A 17909-nucleotide genomic window follows, 5' to 3' on the forward strand; every position below is an offset into this window, starting at 1 on the left:
CAAGACTTGACGGCAACCGTATGTCTACATAATGTCTTCTAAAGAAATTATGAGGCAAGCTGAGATATGAATGCCGAAGTCGCCATTCCGGACCGCAAGTCCAGCCTCGAACTCGCACTGCGCAGGCGTATCCTGACGATGCAGCTGCCTCCGGGTGCGGTGCTTGATGAAGTGGCCTTGAGCGAGGAATTCGGGCTTTCACGTCCGCCGGTGCGCGAGCTGATGCGGCAGATGGCTGGCGAGGGCTATATCGAGCTTGAGGCGAACCGCGCCGCCCGTGTCAGCTCCATGAGCTACAACTCGCTGCGCGACTTTTTCCTGCTCGCGCCGATGATCTACATTACCGCCAACAAGCTCGCGGCCGAGAACCGGACGACTGCGGAACTGGAGGTTCTCAGAGAGATCCAGCGCGCCTTCCGGAAGGCGGTCGATGATTGCGATGTCGAGGGCCGGGTATTCTACAATGATCAGTTCCACCGCCAGATCGGCGAGATGGCTCACAATGTCTACGTCGTTCCGAGCCTGCGCCGCCTGCAGATCGACCACGCAAGGATCGGCAAGATCTTCTACCAGCACCCGAACACGCCGCGCATGCAGGAAGAACTGGAGTTGGCGTCGGCTCAGCACGACGAGATGATCGAGGTCATCGAGCGGCGTGACGCCGAGGCCTCCGGCGAGCTAGCGCGGCTCCATATCGAACTCTCCAGGCGGAACATGGCGATGTACGCCGCCCCTGAGGGACTGCAGGCGCCGACCCTCTAGGTCAGGCAATCAGACACGCAGCTCAAGACAATCCAGATCGACCTTCGGCCTAACGCAACGGGATTTCCATCAATGACCGCCTTTCCCTTTCCAGGACTCAATCTCGCAATCACCACCCCGTTCGACGATGCCGGCCGCATCGATTATGGACGGCTCGAAGTCAATGTCGAACACTATCTCGCCGCAGGCATCGACAGCTTCCTGTTCAGCTCGGGAACCGGCATGCATGTCTATCTCTCCAAACAAGAATCCGAGGAACTGGTCCGTCGCGGCGCGAAGATCGTCAATGGCCGCGCCAAGGTGATCGCCCAGGCCTCGGCGCTGCTGGTGGAAGATGTCGTCGAGCGGACCGCCCGCGCCCGCGACGCCGGCGCCGAAGGCGTCATGGTGCTTCCGCCCTTCTTCGAAGGGCCGACCGACGACCAGGGCATTCTCGATTTCTACGCCGAGGTCGCCAAGGCTGGCCTTCCGGTCATCGGCTATAACGTGCCCCAGGCGGTCGGCGTCGCCATCACGCCGGAGCTCTTGGATAAGCTGAACGACATTCCAGGCTTTTCAGCCGTCAAGGACAGCAGCGGGGATCTGGGAAAACAGGCAGCCCTCATACGCACCGGCCGCTTCGTCATGAACGGCGCCGACCCACTCGTCCCCTATGCGCTCTATGCCGGATGCGACGGCCTGATCTGGGGCGGCGCGAACTTCGCGCCGAAAACCTGCGTTGCGCTCGTTGCGGCGGCCGCTCAGCGCAAATGGGACGAGGTCCGCGCGCTCTGGAAAATCCTGGAGCCGGCCATGGGCCTGATCTGGGATGGCGATTACGTGCAGTCCGTCTACGCAGCCGCCGAGCTGATCGGCTATGGCGCGGGCGCCCCGAGAAAGCCGCTGCGCGCCCTTGCCCCGGAAAAGCTTCCCGCTCTCCGGCACTCCCTCGAAACGCTTATGGAGCGGGAAGCGATCTGACGTGAGAGAGGCCGCAAAGAACGTCTTCGTCGCATCGAGGCTTCCCAAACGGGCGGGCCTGTCGGGATGGGTGGCGACGCTTGCGCCGCGCGCGCCGCGCCCGGCACTTTCCGAAGCGGTCAGCGTCGATGTCGCGATCATCGGCGGCGGCTTTGCCGGCCTGTCGGCGGCCCACCGCCTTTCGCGTCTCGACCCGACCGTCCGGGTCGCTGTTCTCGAAGCGGGCATTATCAGTGAAGGTCCGGCCGGCGCCAATTCCGGCTTCATCATCGACCTGCCCCACGAGGTTTCCTCCGACGATTTCAGCGGCGAGTCGGAAGGCAAGTTCCGCGACTCCGTGCTCCTGCAGCGTTCGGCCATTGCGCTCGCGACCGAACTCGCTGCCGAAAACGGCTGGGGGAAGGAACTGTTCGACCCATGCGGCCGCTACAGCATCGCGATGAGCACGGAAGGCGACAAGCATCTCGAAGCCTATTCGCTGCAGCTTGGGAAAATGGGGGAAGCGCATCGCCTGCTCAAGGGGCAAGAGATCGAGGCAGTGACCGGATCGGGGGTCTTCACCTCCGCTCTGTTCTCGCCGGGCACCATCATCATCCAGCCGGCCGCCTATGTCAGAGGGGTGGCCGACTGTCTGAAGGAACCGGTGCGGCTGTTCGAGCAGACGCCGGCCCTGTCCTTCGAGCGCTCCGGCGATAGCTGGCTGGTGAAGACGCCGAAGGGATCGGTGCTGGCGGACAAGATCATCCTCGCCAATAACGGCCATGCGGAAAGCTTCGGTTTCTTTCGCGGGCGTCTTCTGCATGTCTTTACCTATGCCTCCCTGACGGAGGAGTTCGATCCGGCAAGGCTCGGCGGCGAAAGGAAGTGGGCGGCGACCCCGGCGCTGCCGATGGGAACGACGGTGCGGCGCATCAACACCGGCGGCGGCGACCGGATCCTGGTGCGATCGCGCTACAGCTACAATCCGGGCATCGAGATCAGCGATGCCGCCATTCGCAGCGCCGGCCGTCTGCATGACGGCAAATTCGCCGGTCGTTTTCCTGGTCTCGCCGGTGTCGGCATGCAGTATCGCTGGGGAGGCGCGATGGCGCTGACGCGCAACCATGTGCCGGCCTTCGGAGAAATCGAACGCGGCGTTTTCGCCGCCTGCGGCTGCAACGGCCTCGGCGCATCGAACTCCACCGCCGCCGGCATGGCCGCGGCCGAACGCGTGCTCGGGCACGATTCCGAACTCGGCCGTGTCTACAGCCGCCTGGCGGCACCGGTTTTACTGCCGCCACAGCCGCTGACGACAATCGGCGCGAAGATCCATCTCGCCTATCGCGAATGGCAGGCCGGGACGGAGTGAGGCGGAGCCGAGCCCTACGCTAAAACGTAAGCTGCACCTTACAGGCGGCCGTGCGATCGCCGGCAAGCGCGAAGGCTGCGGTGGCCTCTTCCAGCGGCAGGCTGTGGCTGATGATCGGCCGCACATCGATCTTGCGGGTTGAGATCAGCCCGACAGCGGTGGCGAACTCCTCGTGGAAGCGCTGCGTGCCGTGGATATGCAACTCCTTGCCGACGATGGCGTTGAGCGGGATCGGGATCTCTCCCGTGACCCCGACCTGCACGATCGTGCCGCGCGGCCGGATGGCCGCGATCGCACTGCGGATGGCCGGAGCGGCGGCCGAGCATTCGAAGACGAGGTCGAAATAGCCCTTGCCCGTCTCGAATTCGGCAAGTGCTGCCGCATCCCGGGAAACATTGATCGCGCGGCTGGCGCCCATCGCCTTCGCCCTCTCCAGCGCCGCGTCCGCAAGATCGGTCACCACGATCTCGGCGGCACCGTGATAGCGAGCGGCGGCAACCATCAGCGCGCCGATCGGGCCGGCACCAGTGATGAGGACGCGTTTGCCCATGATATCGCCGGCGCGTGATGCAGCGTGCAGGCAGACGGACAAGGGCTCGCTGCACGCGGCTTCCGCGGCCGTCGTCGCGGCACCCACTTCGAAGCATTGTTTGGCCGGCACGACCAGCCATTCCCGGAACATGCCCTGCTCATGCGGCAGGCGCATGGCGCTGCCCATGAAGCGCATCTCAAGGCAGTGGATCGGCAAGCCCTTCTCACAATATTCGCAATGTCTGCAGGGCTGGCTGGGATTGACCGCCACCAGCACGCCGGCTTTAAGGTCGACGCCCTCCCCCGCCTGGCTTACCGTTCCCGAGGCCTCGTGGCCTGGGATGATCGGCTCACGCACCCTGACCGGCCCAAAACCACCGTCCTGGTAATAATGCAGGTCGGAGCCGCAGATGCCTGCGGCTGCCATTTTGAGCAGCACCTCGCCTGGACCGGGGGCCGAAACGGTGTCGGTCTCGATCCTGAGATCGCCCTTCTGGTAAAGCCGTGCCAGACGTGTCTGCATCATATGCTCCTATCGCAGCAGCCCGAGCTGCTGCGGCAGCCAGAGCGACACGGCGGGGATGAAGGTAATCATAATCAGCGCCAGGAAGAGCGGCACCAGCCAGGGCAGGATCGCCATGGTGGTGCGTTCGACCGACAGTTTCGCGACCCTGGACAGCACGAAAAGCACCATGCCGAGCGGTGGATGCAACAGCCCGATCATCAGGTTCAGGGTCATGATCAGGCCGAACTGAACCGGATCGATGCCGAATTTGGCGACGATCGGCAGCAGGATCGGCACGAGGATGGTGATCGCTGCGATCGTATCCAGGAAGCAGCCGACGAAGAGCATCAGCAAGTTCACGAGGATCAGGAATACCCATTTATTGTCGGTGATCGACAGGATCGCATCCGACAGCAGCTGGGCGGCCTGGCTGACCGTCAGCAGCCATGCGAAGACCGAGGCGGCGGTGACGATGAAGAGAACCGATGCCGTCGTCTCGATCGTATCGAAGCTTGCCTTGGCGAGCGTCGAAAACGTCATGGTGCGGTAGCGTACCAGGCCGAGGAACAGCGACCAGAGCACGGCGGCAACCGCGGCCTCCGTCGGCGTGAACCAGCCCATCGTCATGCCGCCGATCAGGATGACCGGAGTCATCAGCGCCATGACGGCGGAAAAGCCGAAATACCAGTCGAGCGCCAGAAGCAAGAGAAGGGCGATGCCGGCCGCGGCATTCATCGATAGGCCGGCCCGCATCATCAGATAGATCGCCACAGGCACCATCAGGACAACGACGATTTCGATGCCAGCCGACAGCAGCTGCCTGATATCGAAGGGCGCGTCGGAGCCCCAGCGCTTCTTGTAGGCGAAGGCGGCAACGGTGATCATCATCAACAGCGTCATGACGACGCCGGGCAGGATACCGGCCATGAAAAGCGCGCCGATCGAGACGTTCGCCATCATGCCATAGATGACGAAGGGCAGCGACGGCGGGAAGATCGGCCCGAGCGTGGCAGAGGCCGCCGTCACGCCGACGGCAGCCTCGACGGGATAGCCGTGATCCTTCATCGCCTTGATCTCGATCGTGCCGATGCCGGCCGCATCGGCAAGTGCGGTGCCGGACATGCCGGAGAAGATGACGGAGCCAATGATATTGACCTGCGCCAGCCCGCCCTTCATCCAGCCGACGAGGGCGACCGCGAAGGAATAGATGCGGCCAGTCACACCCGCCGAGTTCATCAGATTGCCCGCCAGGATGAAGAAGGGAACGGCGAGCAGCGGGAAGCTTTCGACGCCGGCGATCATGCGCTGGGCGACGATAATGTCGGGCGCCACGCCGTAAAGGACGATATACAGCACGGATGCGACGGCCATCGAAATGGCGACCGGCACGCCGATCAGCATCAGCACCAGAAATGAACCAAGCAGCAGCAGCATCGGATCAACCCTCGACAGTCTGGAATTCTTCGGGGCGCTCCAGAACGGAGTAGCCGCGGCGCATATTGGCGATGAAGACGATGACCGCGCGGATCAGCATCAGCACGAAGGCGACGAGCACGGAGTAGAAGACGATGTTGCGCGGCAGCTCGACGGTAACCATCTGCTCGTCGGCGACGATATCGACATAGCGCCACATCAGGTGGCAGCCATAGGCGAAGAAGCCGATGCGGACGATGTCGACGAAAGTGGCGAGCACGCGCGCCAGCCCTGCCGGCATATAGTGATAGAACACGTCCACCTGGATATGCCGCGAGGTGCGCACGCACATGACGGCGCCTAAGAAGACGACCCCGATCAGGCAGTTGATCGCGATCTCCTCGGTCCATGCATAGCTGTCGTTCAGCACATAGCGCGTGAAGAACTGGAGGAAGACGCAGCCCGCCATCAGCCAGAAGACGATCAGCGTGATCCAGTCTTCAATGGCGTAGTCCGACATGTTCGCTGTCGGCGCGTGGCCCTCGAACTCGTGACCGATCTCCTCGGCCGTGATTGGCGTATGAATTTCTTGCGACATGATCGGCCTTGTTCCGGTTGCGGAGGATGGGCGCGGCGTGTAGGCGCGACCTTCGGTTTGTCGATAAGCCTTGTTCCTTGCGGAGGCGTGGCCCTTCATCCGCCTGCCGGCACCGACCGGGGTCGAGCCACGGGTCTCGACCCGTCCTTCGGACCCCCGTAAACGGGGCGAAGGGGGTATGCGGCAACGTCTCCGTCCCTCGCCAACGTCTCGCAGGGCACGTCCCCTCTCCCCGTCAAAACGGGGAGAGGGTTAGGGTGAGGGGCGGCCGCAGGCGCGAACGGACCAAACCCTTACTGGATCGCGCGGATGGCTTCCCAATCGGCCTTCTCGTAGCCGAAGTCCTCGAACTTCACCTTTTCCATCACGTTCTTTTCGAAGTCTGATTTGTCGACCTCGGCAACGTTGAGACCCTTTTCCTTGAAGGTCGCGACGAGGCTGTTTTCCTTGCCGGCAATCGTCTTGGTCGTACGCTCGGCGGCCTCCTGCATCACCTCGCCGAAGATCTTCTTGTCCTCGTCGGAAAGCTTCGCCCACAGCTGTTTCGAGATCACGGTGTTGAGGTGATCGACGATATGGCCGGTCAGGATGATGTTCTTCTGGACTTCGTAGAACTTCTTCGCCTCGATCGTCGTCAGCGGATTTTCCTGCGCTTCGACCGTGCCGTTCTGCAGAGCGAGATAGACTTCGGCAAAGGCGATCGGCGTCGTGTTGGCGCCGCAGGCGCGCGGCATGGCGAGATAGGCCGGAACGTCGGGCACGCGGATCTTCAGGCCCTGCATGTCGGCGCATTTGGCAATCGGCTTGTTCGATGTCGTATGACGCGTGCCGTAATAGCTGACGGCAGCGATGTGATTGCCGGTCTTGTCTTCATAGCCTTTGGCGAGGCGCTTGAAGACATCGCTCTTGGTGTAGGCGATCAGGTGATCGGGGCCGCGGAAAATATAGGGGAAGTAAGTCACGCCGATCGGCTTGTAGTCGCGTGCGGCAAAGCTCGATCCCGAGATGATGATGTCGACCGTGCCGAGCTTGAGACCCTGATTGATGTCGGCTTCCTTGCCGAGCTGCGAGGCCGGATAGACCTCGATCTTGTAACGCCCGTCGGTGCGCTTGGCGATCTCTTCTGCAGCCCAAACGGAATCCGTGTGGAAGGGCTCGGAGGTTTCATAGACATGCGCCCATTTCAGTACCGTTTGGGCATGTGCGACCGCCGTCGTCGCCATGATCGCGGCTGCGGTGCAAAGTATCGTTGCTAGTCTGCTCTTCATCGCTCTCTCCTCCCGAGCTTGGGTTAAATCTTGTCGGTTCCTTTCGCGGGCGCCTTCTTGCGGCCACGCGCCTCCTCTCCCGAAAACTCCTCCCCGAAGCTCTCGGAAAACCTCTTCTGCGATAAGGTGAGATGGGCGCGCATGGCCGCCTTGGCGCCTGCCCCATCGCCGGCGGCGATCGCATCGCGAATGACCCGATGTTCGTCGACGGCGCTGCGCCATGTTCCCGGCCCCTCGAAGTGGCTGGCGAGCTTGGCAAAATAAGGGGTCATGCGCATGTCGAACATCTCGCCGGTCACACGGATCAGTGTCGCATTGCCGACGATGGCGGCAATGCCGGTGTGAAAGGCGCGATCGGCGGCAAGCACCGTGCTCGCATCGTTGACGCCGCCGCTCATGCGCGTCAGCGCTTCATCGAGCAGTGCGATGCCTTCCGGCCCGGCGCAGCCTGCCGCTTCTTCGGCAATGGCGCACTCGATGATGGCGCGCGCCTGCAGCAGCTCGAAGGGCCCTTCCACCGGCTCGCGCTCGTTTCCCGTCGCAGTCGCGGCATGCTGGCGCACCACGTAGATGCCGGATCCCATGCGGATATTGACGAGGCCCTCGACCTCCAGGACGATCAGCGCCTCGCGCACTGTTGGGCGCGACACCGACAGTTGCTCGGCCAGGTCGCGCTCGGCCGGCAGCCGCTGGCCGACGGCAAGTTCGCCGCGTGATATCATCAAACGAATCTGGTCCGCCACCTGCCGATAGAGGCGGCGCGATTCCACAGGTGAAAACATTTTGGCCTCCCCGGCGGTGCCTCCTCAAGCGCGCATCTGGTCAACTGGCCTGACCAATTGAGACATAGGTATCACCGTAGGGGTTGCGCGTCAATCCGCCGCATAAACGCAAAACACGAGCGTCCACAGACTGAGAAGAGTTCTGGGGTTCGGCCATTGCAGCGGCGTCTAATGCATGTCGCCGGAAAGTGTGCAGCGGTTCCCGGATAACGAGATGCATAAAAACAAAAAGCTAAGCGCGCCGCATGAATCAAGTTAACCGCGACGCGCTTTCGTATCGACGACAGGCTTCAATGCGCGGCGATCGGTGCGCGAGATGATTGATAGCGGATACCGGGAAGGTCGGGCCCGGATATGCCCGGAAGATTGTAGGCGTCGGCCGCGAAGCTTTCGAGGGCTATGCGATTGCGAACGATCACCAGGCCGCGGCTGGAATGAATGAGGCGCTCGCCTTCCAGAATATGTAAGGCATCGGTGACGCTCGATCGTCTCACGCCGAGCATGATCGCCAGATATTCGTGGGTGATCGCGATCTCTTCGCCGTCCAGGCGATCGTGGCACATCAGAATCCACTTCGCCAATCGCACGTCGATCTTGTGAACGGCATTGGAGAGCGCAGTGTGGGCGACCTGCGTGAAGAAGATATGGACGAAGTGCGAAAGCAGCGACAGGACTGCGGGTTGCTCGCGCAGGAACCCCGCCAAGGCAGCGGCTTCGACACGGCGTCCATGACCGGCGACCTGCATCGTCACCTGGAACGGCGATCGTTTCCCCTCCATGAGCAGGGTCGGCGGCGACACCCCGTCCCTGCCGACCAGGCCGACCTCCGCCCTTCTGCCCTCCGGACTCGTCGCCACCATCGAGGCGATACCGCTTTCCAGAAAGTAATAGTGACTGACCAGCATGCCGGTATGGACGAGATCGAGATCGCGCGGGAGGATGAGCGGTTCGAGAACCGTCTCCAGAGCCAGAAGCTCCGGAGCCGACAGATGCGCTAGGATGAGATTCTGGGTGTGGAGACGTCGCATGGCCCTGCCCTTTGGTTTGGCAAGAGCACACCGTCTCCCAGCCGCCAGCGCCGTGAAGTCTGCCAACGATGATGGGAATTATGGACCCCGGGCCGCCTGATTGCAAGGCGTATGACCCGGCCTCGCGTCGACGGCCGGACCGTGTCCGTCCGGCTTCTGGTCAACGAACTGGTGACGAATGCCTTCAAGCACGGCTATTCCGATATCGGCGGCGCTGTCTCCGTCATCGCGCGCAACGACTGCGGTGACATCCCCTCGCGTATCGGACAGTGGCAGGGGCCTGCCGCCGGAATTTTCATCAGACGAGAACGCCGGAAAAAGCCTGGGGATGAAGGTGGTGCGCGCGCTTGTGCAGCAGCTGGAGGGCGGAGCTTCAGATCGAAAGTCGTCGACCGGGCAGGGGTTTTGTCATCGATTGCCGAGAGATGCATAAGTACCCGCCTGACACATTGCTCTGTTGCAATTTACTCTTAATGCTATGATTTTTAACGAATAATCTTATTCTTCCCTCTCCACCGGTATTGTCAAAACCGCACAGAACCGCCCATCAATATGGCTATGCCGGCTGTTTTGACGCATAAGCTGTTCAATACCGCGATCATGAAGGCTGCTGGTATGAGCACGGGCTCCTCCCCGCAGGAGACCGTCCATGGCCGCAGCGGATCAGCGCAACAATCACAATCTGCTGTTGAAGGCCTTGCCTGCCGATGCCTTCGACATGCTGCTCGCCGCTGCGCAGGCAATCCAGCTGCCGGTGAAACATGTGCTGGTCGAGGCCGATCAGCCGATCGACCATGTGTGCTTCATCGAGGACGGTCTCGCATCGATGGTCGCTTCGAATGCCGAAGACGAGGCGGTCGAGGTCGGGCATATCGGCTACGAGGGCATGGCGGGGGCGCATATCCTCCTGAAGACAGATACGACGCCCAACCGGACCTTCATGCAGGTCGCCGGAACCGGGCTGCAGGTCTCTGTCGAGGACTTCGAACAGGTGCTGAAAGCCTTTCCCGAAATCAACGCCCTGTTCCTCAACTATGTGCATTGCTGCGACATCCAGCTGGCCCAGTCGGCCCTCGCCAACGGCCGCTACAACATGCATGAGCGGCTCGCCCGCTGGCTGCTGATGTGTCATGACCGGCTGGCCGGAAGCGACCTGCCGCTCACCCATGAATTTCTGGCGCTCATGCTCGGCGTTCGACGCTCCGGCGTAACCAACGAGCTGCATGTCATCGAAGGCCTGAGAGCCATCAAGTCGACCCGTGCCAATGTCAGGATTCTCGACCGGGAACGGCTGGAGGAGATTGCCGCCGGAAGCTATGGTGTGCCGGAACGCGAATATGAACGTCTGATCGGCCTACCGATCCGCCGGCCGGCCAAATCCGGATGATGTGAAATTAACCGGCCTGCGAACATCCGCATCCCAAACAATGAAATAGCGCAAGTCGTCTCAAGACCGCGTGGCGTATTGCTCTAATCCGAGCGCCGGACCGTCTCCACAAAGTGCACGATCAGAAGGACGCCTCCCAGTTCATCGCAGATATGGATCCGTCGCGCCGAGATGTCTTTTCCTGCAAGCACCGCCTGGCTCATCAGCGCCCTTGCATCCTGCACGGCTTCTCGTCTGGCATCGGCGAGCGTCGCCAGTTCCGAACCTTCCAAATCGACTACCACCGGGGCGTCCGACACGACGTTGAAATAAAACCTCGGGATGCGCTGCCTCACCGTCGCAGAATCAATGCCATAACGCGTGGCGCGCTTCCTCAGAAAAGAGCCCGCCTGTTACTCGGACAGCAACACTATCAGCGTCCTTCCCATCCGGGAAACCGATCAATGGCAATAACCGTTTCGGCTCGCAGACGCACCATCGTCGCCCGCAGTTGGAAGGGTTCCCGGATAATATCTTCCCAACAGTCGTCATCGGCTCCGGCGATCGATGTCATCGAAGCGCGGATCGTATGAAGCAGACGAAGGAGGATCGGGCGCGGATCGGGGGCGCCGTCGCAGAGTTTCCTGAAGTTCATCGACGATCTGTCTGAGAGCGATCTGCCGTTCCGGAAAGCTCAGACCGGAGGAACAGACCGAGAGGGAGGCTCGGAGAATTCTATCCATCCTGACGCTCTGACTGGCCCGCTTTCGCGGCTGGGCGCGAGACCGTTGGCCCATCCACGTGCATGTGGCGCATCAGGCCAGCGAGTTTATGCGGATTGCGAATGCCGCATTCGAACCAGGAGACAAGTTCCCGCGCAACATGTTGCGCTGCCGGACTGCCGATCCCGCATGATTTTTCCCGGCACCACTGCCTCAGCACTGCACTCAACATGGTTATGTCTTCAGGCTGCAGCGCCGGCTTCGTAATTCCCGAATGCTGGGTCATCCGCATTCCTCCCCAGTATGTAAGGAGATCCTAATCTTCGGATTTTCGATTTCAACTACGAGTACGGAAGCGTACCAATGCCGGCTTCCGTTCGATCCTTCCGCCGAGATGGTGGAACCGACGCGGCCGGATCAGGGCCGGCGAACCGCTTAACGCGCCAGATGCCTGCCGATCAGACGCCGGTATTCCTCCTCGGCAGACCGGATCCGTGCGCCTCTTCGATCAGTCCCCTCCGGTTGAGAATGGCGATCTGCCGCCGGTTCGCCGATTGGAAACCGCCGAGCACAACGGCGTCGCCGGTCATGCCCTCGCGACCGACGATCCCCACTTCAATGTCGCGGCCGCCCGGAAATCTTGCCACGATCGAGGCAAGACCTGCCTCAAGCAGGTAAACGTCGCTAACCGGGGTATTCTCCGTTTCCAGGACCAAAGGACGTCCAGAGCGACAGGCTCCAGGTGAAGCAACAGAAGCTCGCGCTCTTGCGGCCCCATCGCGCATAAGAGTTCATTCCGGAAATTCAATTGCTCGTCGTCCATGTCAGTCCGCGCATCGATGTCGTTGTGGGCGAACCTAACCATCTAGAATCATTGAGCGTACAGAGGTACTTGGCGGCTTCTGCCCGCCAAGAATTTCCGTAGACGCCGGCAAACTCAGTTGATGAGCTTTGCGAACAGGCAGATCGGAGCCTGCCCGCAACTCATATGCCGGCATACCATTCGTAGCCGCGATCTTCCCAGAAGCCGCCATTGCCGCCATAAAGCCGACCGAGATCGGCCACCGCCTCAATGCGCGTCAGATATTTCGCCTGCTTGTAGCCGAGCTGCCGCTCGACCCTGAGCCTCAGCGGCGCTCCATGCGCCACTTCCAGGTCGCGGCCATTCATCGAATAGGCAAGGATCGTCTGCGGATGAAGCGCATCGACCAGATCGATGCTCTCATAATACCAGCCGCTGCCATCCAGCGTCTTTTCGTATTCGTCGGCGCAATGAAACACGATATAGCGCGCCTCGGGCTTCAGCCCGACCGATTGCAGCAAGGCGCCGAGCGGCAGGCCGATCCATTTGCCGATAGCGCTCCAGCCTTCGACGCAGTCGTGGCGGGTGATCTGGGTACGCGACGGCATCGCCTTCAGCTGCGCCAGCGAGAACTGCGACGGCTTTTCGACGAGACCGCCGACATCCAGTCTCCAGGTCGAGAACTGCCGGCTCATCCAGTCGAGATATTGCGGGTTATCGGGCATGCTGGTGCCGTTGGAGCGAAAGACCGGGGAGAGGTCCGTCTCGCTGAATTCGCGGGCCAGCGCGTTGTCGCCAAGCAGCAAGCGCTGCGTCTTCACGCTGAAGCCTTCGGCGATCTTCAACACCGACTTCGTCCGCTCGCTCTCGACCACTGCGTCGCAGCCGCTCAATCCCAATGCGGAGGCGGTGAGGGTCGAGCCGATCAGGAAGCGGCGGCGGGTGATCAGGCGGCTCATCATTCGTCTCCCTGTTCGATAGCGTAATAGCCGGTGATCATCGAGCGCAGATTGTTGAAGACACCCGACAGGATCACCATGGCGACATGCACCACAACGAAGGCGACGAGCGAGAAGGCGGTGAGGAAATGCAGGGTGCGGGCCGATTGCCGGCCGCCGAAGACATCGAGCAGCCAGGGCGCCACCGCGTTGAAGCCCGGCGACATGGTGAGACCCGTCGCAACCATCAGCGGCAACAGCAAAAAGATCACCGCAAGATAGGTCAGCTTCTGCAAAGTGTTGTAGTGGCGTGCCTCGGCTCCTTTCGGAAAACGCAGCCGGGCATGGCTGGCGACCTCATGCCCAAGATGGGCGAGCGTCAGTTCCTTGCCTTCAGGGGCGAGATCCCGGCGGAAATGCCGGCTGATCAGCCCATAGAGAAGATAGACGGAGCCGTTGAGAACGAAGAGCCAGGCGAAGAAGAAATGCCAGCGCCGGCCAGCCGATAGATCCTGGTAGCTTGGAAGCGTGAGCCAGCTTGGAAAACCTCTTGCTGTCGCCTCGCCATCGACATCCGAAAGACCGAGCACGCCTGTCGTATCGAAGGTGAGCGAACCGACATGCGTCAGCCCCTTCGCCTGGTCGCCGCCCTCGACGGCTTCCATGGCGATGAAGGACGGGTCGTTGTCGGCACCGTACTGGCCCCAATAGAGCGCCGGATGCGCATTGAATATCTGCAGACCGCTGAACAGCAGCACGGTGAGGCAGAACACATTCACCCAATGCGACAGGCGCACGGCAAGGCTGTGGCGGTAGATAAGCGTGCGGCCGGTTTTCGTGCCGGCATCGATCGTCGCCATGATGGTTCTCCGAAAGTCAGACGTTTCGAAAAGAGGGGACGCGGCCGCAGCAATCAAAAGTGCTACAGCGTCCTTTGCGCGTCTAAAAAGACGCGCGGCGCTGTAGAAAAGTTTCAGCGGCCGCGCAGACGCGAACGCTACTTCATCGCGTCGCAGGCCTTCATCATATCGGTCTTTTTCATCGCATCCTTTTCCATGCCGGCCTTGTGCATGCAGTCCGTCTTGGTGCCCGACATCTTCATGGCATCCTTCGACATGGCGCTGCTCTGCATCGTGTCCTTCTTCATCGTGTCCTTTTTCATCGTATCGGACTTCATGGCGTCTTCAGCCGAAGCGGCGCCGGCGAGCGAAAGACCGACGATGAAGGTGCAGGCTGCAAGGCTGGAAAAAAGCTTGGTCATGGAACTCTCCCGAAATGGATTTTCGTGTCCGCCGGCGGCCTGCCGATGGCTCACATTTGGCTATTCGGGGGAGCGTCGGGATGCGTTACAGCCTCACGCGCTTGTGATAGAGCTGTGATACCAACATTGTTTTCATCTTCCCTGTAACCGATCGGCAGCTTCCATCGAATGAAGTCTCTGACAGCATGACAACCGCCCATTCGGAAGAAGCCCTGAAAGCATTAATGCTTCTGTCCCTTGACGGGGACGAGGCGGCCTGTCGGCGTTTGCTGGCGGCTTTGCGCCTGCTGCTTGTCGGTTATTACAGCCGCAGAATGGCGGCGGCGGCGAAAGCGGATATGGAAGACCTGGTTCAGGAGACATTGCTGGCGCTGCATTCGCGCCGATCCACCTATGACCGGGAAAGGCCATTCACGGCCTGGTTCTTCTCGATCGCCCGCTACAAGCTGATCGACCATCATCGCGGCCGCGGCGGACGCAGGCTCGCCGAGACCGAGCTTGGCGAGGAGATCGAAAGCGACTTCAGCGAGGATGCGCTGACGGCCAGCATGGATGTCGAGCGGTTGCTCCACGGGCTGTCACCGAGACAACGTGAGCTGATCCGGCAGGTGAAATTGGAGGGCCAGTCGGTCGCCGACACCGCAAGCCGCACGGGCCAGTCCGAATCGGCGGTGAAGGTCGGCATCCACCGGGCGCTGAAGGCGCTGGCAGAGAGAATGCGAGGCACATCGTGACAAAAACGGACGACCTCATCGAACGCCTGGCAGGTGACTTGAAGCCGGTGCCGAGCGATGCGCTGCGCCGCCGCTTCGCGCTCGGCATCGTGCCGGCGCTCGGGCTCTCCCTGCTGCTGATGCTGACCATTCTCGGTCCGCGGGTCGATATATCAGACGTGCTGATGCTGCCGGTCTTCTGGATCAAATCGGCCTATAATGCGCTGATTGCAGTCGTGGCGCTCCTCGCCGTCTATCGGCTTTCCCGCCCTGACGGTTCCGAGGGCCGTTTTTTCGATTTGCTTGCCTTAATCTTCGCCGCCATGGCGGCAGTCGCTGCCATCCAACTGATGATGGCTCCAACCGAGGCTTATCCGGTGCTGATCTTCGGCTCTTCGGCGCTCCATTGCCCGCTGCTGATCCTCGGCTTTGCCCTACCCGTCTATGCCGGCGCCGTCTGGGCGCTGCGCCAGGCGGCGCCAACCGATCTGCGGCTGACGGGCTTCGTCGCCGGCATTGCCGCGGGGGCCGCGGGCGCCTGGGTCTATTCGTGGTTCTGCACCGAGAACGGCATGCCCTTCGTGTTGATCTGGTATTCGCTGGGCATCCTGCTCACTGGCGCGCTCGGCGCCGTCACCGGCCCTCGCCTCCTCCGCTGGTAGATCCTTCGGTGCCGCCGGGCCTGAAAAGCCTTGCATAGAACGGGTCCTCTTGCGTCGATCGGGGGCATTGTTGTCGCGCGTTAGCGCGTCATTGCGCCGCCAGCGGCCAATAGATCGTCCGGCGTACCGACATCACGCTTCATCTTTGCATGGCGCGCCGCTGAGCGACCAGCCGGATCGGCATGTCGCTGTCGGAGCCCCGGCTGCCGTTCTCCACGCCCACCGTGCTTCTGTCGCCGTCCAACTGAAATTGATTGACCAGATGCCGCAGGCGGCCCGCCTCGGAGGACAGAGAGGCGGCGGCGGCCGTCGACTGCTCGACCATTGCCGCATTTTGCTGGGTCGCCTGGTCCATATGATTGACGGCGGTGTTGATCTCGGCAAGTCCGGTCGATTGCTCGCGCGCCGAGGTGGCAATCGCATCCATGAGCTGGTTTATCTGTATGACGTGCTCACCAATCGCTTTCAGCGACGTACCGGTTTCGAGAACCAGTTTGACGCCATTTTTGACGTCCGTCGAGGACTTCTGAATGAAGCCTTTGATCTCCTTGGCTGCTTGAGCAGCGCGTTGAGCAAGCTCACGGACTTCTTGTGCGACCACGGCAAAACCTTTGCCCGCCTCACCCGCACGGGCAGCTTCAACGCCGGCGTTGAGCGCCAGGAGGTTGGTCTGGAAGGCAATCTCATCGATCGCACCAATAATGTTCGATATCTGCTCCGAACTATCCTCGATGCGTCGCATGGCCTGTTCCGCCTCTGCTACGACAGTTGCCGACCGCTGAGCGCTGATATCGGCCTCCAGGGCCACATTGCGTGCCTCGTCGGTGCGTTTGGACGCCATCGTCACATTCGAGGTGATTTCGTCCAGGGCTGCGGCCGTCTCCTCGAGAGAGGCTGCTTGCTGTTCGGTACGTTTGGAAAGGTCCTGCGCAGCGGATGCGATCTCGCCGCTACCGCTATCTATGCTGTGTACCGTCTGGAGCACCGCCCCGATCGTCGTGCCCAATTGCCGGAGCGACGCGTTGAAGTCTTCGCGCAAGGTCTCGTATTCGGCGGCAAATTGATCCGAAAGCTGGAAGGATATGTCGCCTGCCGCAAGCCGTCGAAGGCCTCCACCCAAGGTCGTGGTTGCGAAGCGCAATTGTTCGGCCTCGCGTTCGGCGCGTTGCTGGGCTGCCGCGCGCACTGCCTCACTTTCGCTGCGGGAGAGAGCAGCTTCCTTCTCAAGCCTGACGACATTGAGAGCATTCTGGCGGAAGACTTCGACAGCACCGGCCATTTCCCCAACTTCGTCGGCGCGGCCGGCACCGGGTATGGCGCTATCAAGGTCACCGTTCGACAAACGCCTCATGGCCGATGCGATGCTTCGGATCGGGTTGGCGATGCCGAATACTGCAAAGGCGATACCAGCCATGGCGATGAGCACTGCCAGCGCTGCGATTGCGGCCGTCAACATGAAAGCGGACGTCGCGGAACCGTCGCTCGCGGCAACGAAGCCTTCGGCCTGGCCGAGAATGAAAGCAACCAGATCGCTGACGCCCTTATCCACTAGCACGGATTGCGGTTCCATATTCTCCTTGAAGAAGCGAGCCGCGTCGGATGCCTTGTCACTATTTTGCAGCGCAATCATCTGCTCTGCCAGCCCGCTATACTTGTCCAGTTCAGGCTTGATCTGATTGATCAGTTCGCGCCCGCGCTCGGTGCGGACACCCTTTTCGTATTCCGCAACAACTTTCTCAACCGCGGCCCGAGCGGTATCGATTTTCTGTTGTCCGGCCTTCAGTTCCTCCGCCGTATCTTCCAGGAGATACTGAGCGTAGACCAGTTTCAGATCGAGGAAGTTATCCTTGATCTCGCGCGCGGTCACAAGCCGGTGCATCCAGAAGGTCCCGATCTGCTCGGTATTGGCACGAAGCGTAGAAATCGTGCTCAGTGAGATGTAGGACAGACAAACCATGAAAAGGCTGATGATCGACAGCTTCACGATCAGGGCTTGCTTGATGCTCGGGCGCTTCATGCGGGTCTCCTCGAAGAGCTGGGACGACTGGCTTGCCGGTTGATGCAAAATCTCGCACCAGATTCAATAATTTAGTATTAACTAAACAATGGGCCCTGTTCGGTTTGCGGAAATCTTTTGCGCGGACAGTTACTTCCGCGTTCAATTCACGACGTCACGACCTCAAGTTACTGGAATCCCGCAGAAAAACAGCCATCGCGAGCAAAAATAACCCATGCTGAATCCTCTCGATA

Annotated in this window: 19 protein-coding genes; 6 read left to right on the forward strand and 13 right to left on the reverse strand. The window is 61.1% G+C overall.

Annotated features, from left to right (window positions below):
* Positions 1-66 precede the first annotated feature (66 nt).
* The 3 genes from K6N12_RS02725 (at position 67) to K6N12_RS02735 (ending at position 3070) form a co-directional block, all read left to right on the forward strand.
* On the forward strand, positions 67-762 hold the full coding sequence (locus tag K6N12_RS02725) for a GntR family transcriptional regulator (protein ID WP_097624319.1): 696 nt from the start codon (positions 67-69) through the stop codon (positions 760-762).
* Positions 763-834: 72 nt separating this feature from the next.
* On the forward strand, positions 835-1722 hold the full coding sequence (locus tag K6N12_RS02730) for a dihydrodipicolinate synthase family protein (RefSeq protein ID WP_222148689.1): 888 nt from the start codon (positions 835-837) through the stop codon (positions 1720-1722).
* A 1-nt stretch (position 1723) separates the two neighbouring features.
* Positions 1724-3070, forward strand: a complete 1347-nt coding sequence (locus tag K6N12_RS02735; protein WP_222148690.1) for an NAD(P)/FAD-dependent oxidoreductase — start codon at positions 1724-1726, stop codon at positions 3068-3070.
* 19 nt (positions 3071-3089) lie between these two features.
* Here K6N12_RS02735 and K6N12_RS02740 read toward each other — a convergent pair whose 3' ends face one another.
* The 6 genes from K6N12_RS02740 to K6N12_RS02765 form a co-directional block, all read right to left on the reverse strand.
* Positions 3090-4124: an L-idonate 5-dehydrogenase gene (locus K6N12_RS02740; protein ID WP_222148772.1), complete on the reverse strand. Its 1035-nt coding sequence runs from the start codon at positions 4122-4124 to the stop codon at positions 3090-3092.
* Between the two features lie 9 nt (positions 4125-4133).
* Positions 4134-5540 (reverse strand): TRAP transporter large permease, encoded by a 1407-nt coding sequence (locus K6N12_RS02745; protein ID WP_222148691.1) that lies wholly within the window; start codon positions 5538-5540, stop codon positions 4134-4136.
* 4 nt (positions 5541-5544) lie between these two features.
* Positions 5545-6117, reverse strand: coding sequence for a TRAP transporter small permease (locus tag K6N12_RS02750; RefSeq protein WP_003592221.1), 573 nt, complete (start codon positions 6115-6117; stop codon positions 5545-5547).
* 293 nt (positions 6118-6410) lie between these two features.
* Positions 6411-7385, reverse strand: coding sequence for a sialic acid TRAP transporter substrate-binding protein SiaP (locus K6N12_RS02755; RefSeq protein WP_097624315.1), 975 nt, complete (start codon positions 7383-7385; stop codon positions 6411-6413).
* A gap of 23 nt (positions 7386-7408) precedes the next feature.
* Positions 7409-8167: a FadR/GntR family transcriptional regulator gene (locus tag K6N12_RS02760; protein WP_183781530.1), complete on the reverse strand. Its 759-nt coding sequence runs from the start codon at positions 8165-8167 to the stop codon at positions 7409-7411.
* A gap of 290 nt (positions 8168-8457) precedes the next feature.
* Positions 8458-9195 carry a Crp/Fnr family transcriptional regulator gene (locus K6N12_RS02765; protein WP_097624313.1) on the reverse strand — a complete coding sequence of 246 codons (738 nt, stop codon included), beginning with the start codon at positions 9193-9195 and terminating at the stop codon, positions 8458-8460.
* Between the two features lie 649 nt (positions 9196-9844).
* On the opposite strand from K6N12_RS02765, the gene K6N12_RS02770 reads away from it, so the two are divergent.
* A complete protein-coding gene (locus K6N12_RS02770) occupies positions 9845-10582 on the forward strand; it encodes a Crp/Fnr family transcriptional regulator (RefSeq protein WP_097624311.1) in 738 nt (245 codons plus the stop codon).
* An 83-nt stretch (positions 10583-10665) separates the two neighbouring features.
* On the opposite strand, the gene K6N12_RS02775 is transcribed toward K6N12_RS02770, so the two are convergent.
* The 6 genes from K6N12_RS02775 to K6N12_RS02800 all read right to left on the reverse strand — a co-directional run bounded on the left by K6N12_RS02775 (position 10666) and on the right by K6N12_RS02800 (position 14284).
* Positions 10666-10917, reverse strand: a complete 252-nt coding sequence (locus tag K6N12_RS02775; RefSeq protein WP_239620864.1) for a DUF6894 family protein — start codon at positions 10915-10917, stop codon at positions 10666-10668.
* A 379-nt stretch (positions 10918-11296) separates the two neighbouring features.
* Positions 11297-11569 carry a hypothetical protein gene (locus K6N12_RS02780; RefSeq protein WP_183781533.1) on the reverse strand — a complete coding sequence of 91 codons (273 nt, stop codon included), beginning with the start codon at positions 11567-11569 and terminating at the stop codon, positions 11297-11299.
* A gap of 172 nt (positions 11570-11741) precedes the next feature.
* On the reverse strand, positions 11742-11999 hold the full coding sequence (locus K6N12_RS02785; RefSeq protein WP_246645377.1) for a cyclic nucleotide-binding domain-containing protein: 258 nt from the start codon (positions 11997-11999) through the stop codon (positions 11742-11744).
* A 268-nt stretch (positions 12000-12267) separates the two neighbouring features.
* Positions 12268-13044, reverse strand: a complete 777-nt coding sequence (locus K6N12_RS02790) for a molybdopterin-binding protein (RefSeq protein WP_183781536.1) — start codon at positions 13042-13044, stop codon at positions 12268-12270.
* Positions 13044-13883 carry a cytochrome b/b6 domain-containing protein gene (locus tag K6N12_RS02795; protein WP_097624307.1) on the reverse strand — a complete coding sequence of 280 codons (840 nt, stop codon included), beginning with the start codon at positions 13881-13883 and terminating at the stop codon, positions 13044-13046. The genes K6N12_RS02790 and K6N12_RS02795 overlap by 1 nt, the downstream gene beginning before the upstream one ends.
* A 137-nt stretch (positions 13884-14020) precedes the next feature.
* Entirely contained in the window at positions 14021-14284 is a 264-nt protein-coding gene (locus K6N12_RS02800) for a pentapeptide MXKDX repeat protein (RefSeq protein WP_131710622.1), read from the reverse strand.
* Positions 14285-14469: 185 nt separating this feature from the next.
* Here K6N12_RS02800 and K6N12_RS02805 point away from each other — a divergent pair, with 185 nt between their 5' ends.
* Together K6N12_RS02805 and K6N12_RS02810 are read left to right on the forward strand one after the other, a co-directional pair.
* Positions 14470-15018 (forward strand): sigma-70 family RNA polymerase sigma factor, encoded by a 549-nt coding sequence (locus K6N12_RS02805; RefSeq protein WP_222148692.1) that lies wholly within the window; start codon positions 14470-14472, stop codon positions 15016-15018.
* Positions 15015-15659 carry an NrsF family protein gene (locus K6N12_RS02810; RefSeq protein WP_097624304.1) on the forward strand — a complete coding sequence of 215 codons (645 nt, stop codon included), beginning with the start codon at positions 15015-15017 and terminating at the stop codon, positions 15657-15659. Before K6N12_RS02805 ends, K6N12_RS02810 begins: the two co-directional genes overlap by 4 nt.
* 139 nt (positions 15660-15798) lie before the next feature.
* Here K6N12_RS02810 and K6N12_RS02815 read toward each other — a convergent pair whose 3' ends face one another.
* Positions 15799-17676, reverse strand: coding sequence for a HAMP domain-containing methyl-accepting chemotaxis protein (locus K6N12_RS02815; protein ID WP_183854281.1), 1878 nt, complete (start codon positions 17674-17676; stop codon positions 15799-15801).
* Between the last annotated feature and the right edge of the window lie 233 nt (positions 17677-17909).

Source organism: Rhizobium redzepovicii, assembly GCF_019793435.1.
Taxonomy (GTDB): domain Bacteria; phylum Pseudomonadota; class Alphaproteobacteria; order Rhizobiales; family Rhizobiaceae; genus Rhizobium; species Rhizobium redzepovicii.

Bases quoted from the DNA above. Each gene is read 5' to 3' on its own strand.
- K6N12_RS02760 (WP_183781530.1), bottom strand. From the start codon at position 8,167: ATGTTTTCACCTGTGGAATCGCGCCGCCTCTATCGGCAGGTGGCGGAC.
- K6N12_RS02795 (WP_097624307.1), bottom strand. From the start codon at position 13,883: ATGGCGACGATCGATGCCGGCACGAAAACCGGCCGCACGCTTATCTAC.
- K6N12_RS02790 (WP_183781536.1), bottom strand. From the start codon at position 13,044: ATGAGCCGCCTGATCACCCGCCGCCGCTTCCTGATCGGCTCGACCCTC.
- K6N12_RS02800 (WP_131710622.1), bottom strand. From the start codon at position 14,284: ATGACCAAGCTTTTTTCCAGCCTTGCAGCCTGCACCTTCATCGTCGGT.
- K6N12_RS02805 (WP_222148692.1), top strand. From the start codon at position 14,470: ATGACAACCGCCCATTCGGAAGAAGCCCTGAAAGCATTAATGCTTCTG.
- K6N12_RS02740 (WP_222148772.1), bottom strand. From the start codon at position 4,124: ATGCAGACACGTCTGGCACGGCTTTACCAGAAGGGCGATCTCAGGATC.
- K6N12_RS02725 (WP_097624319.1), top strand. From the start codon at position 67: ATGAATGCCGAAGTCGCCATTCCGGACCGCAAGTCCAGCCTCGAACTC.
- K6N12_RS02770 (WP_097624311.1), top strand. From the start codon at position 9,845: ATGGCCGCAGCGGATCAGCGCAACAATCACAATCTGCTGTTGAAGGCC.
- K6N12_RS02755 (WP_097624315.1), bottom strand. From the start codon at position 7,385: ATGAAGAGCAGACTAGCAACGATACTTTGCACCGCAGCCGCGATCATG.
- K6N12_RS02750 (WP_003592221.1), bottom strand. From the start codon at position 6,117: ATGTCGCAAGAAATTCATACGCCAATCACGGCCGAGGAGATCGGTCAC.
- K6N12_RS02780 (WP_183781533.1), bottom strand. From the start codon at position 11,569: ATGACCCAGCATTCGGGAATTACGAAGCCGGCGCTGCAGCCTGAAGAC.
- K6N12_RS02730 (WP_222148689.1), top strand. From the start codon at position 835: ATGACCGCCTTTCCCTTTCCAGGACTCAATCTCGCAATCACCACCCCG.
- K6N12_RS02815 (WP_183854281.1), bottom strand. From the start codon at position 17,676: ATGAAGCGCCCGAGCATCAAGCAAGCCCTGATCGTGAAGCTGTCGATC.
- K6N12_RS02765 (WP_097624313.1), bottom strand. From the start codon at position 9,195: ATGCGACGTCTCCACACCCAGAATCTCATCCTAGCGCATCTGTCGGCT.
- K6N12_RS02745 (WP_222148691.1), bottom strand. From the start codon at position 5,540: ATGCTGCTGCTGCTTGGTTCATTTCTGGTGCTGATGCTGATCGGCGTG.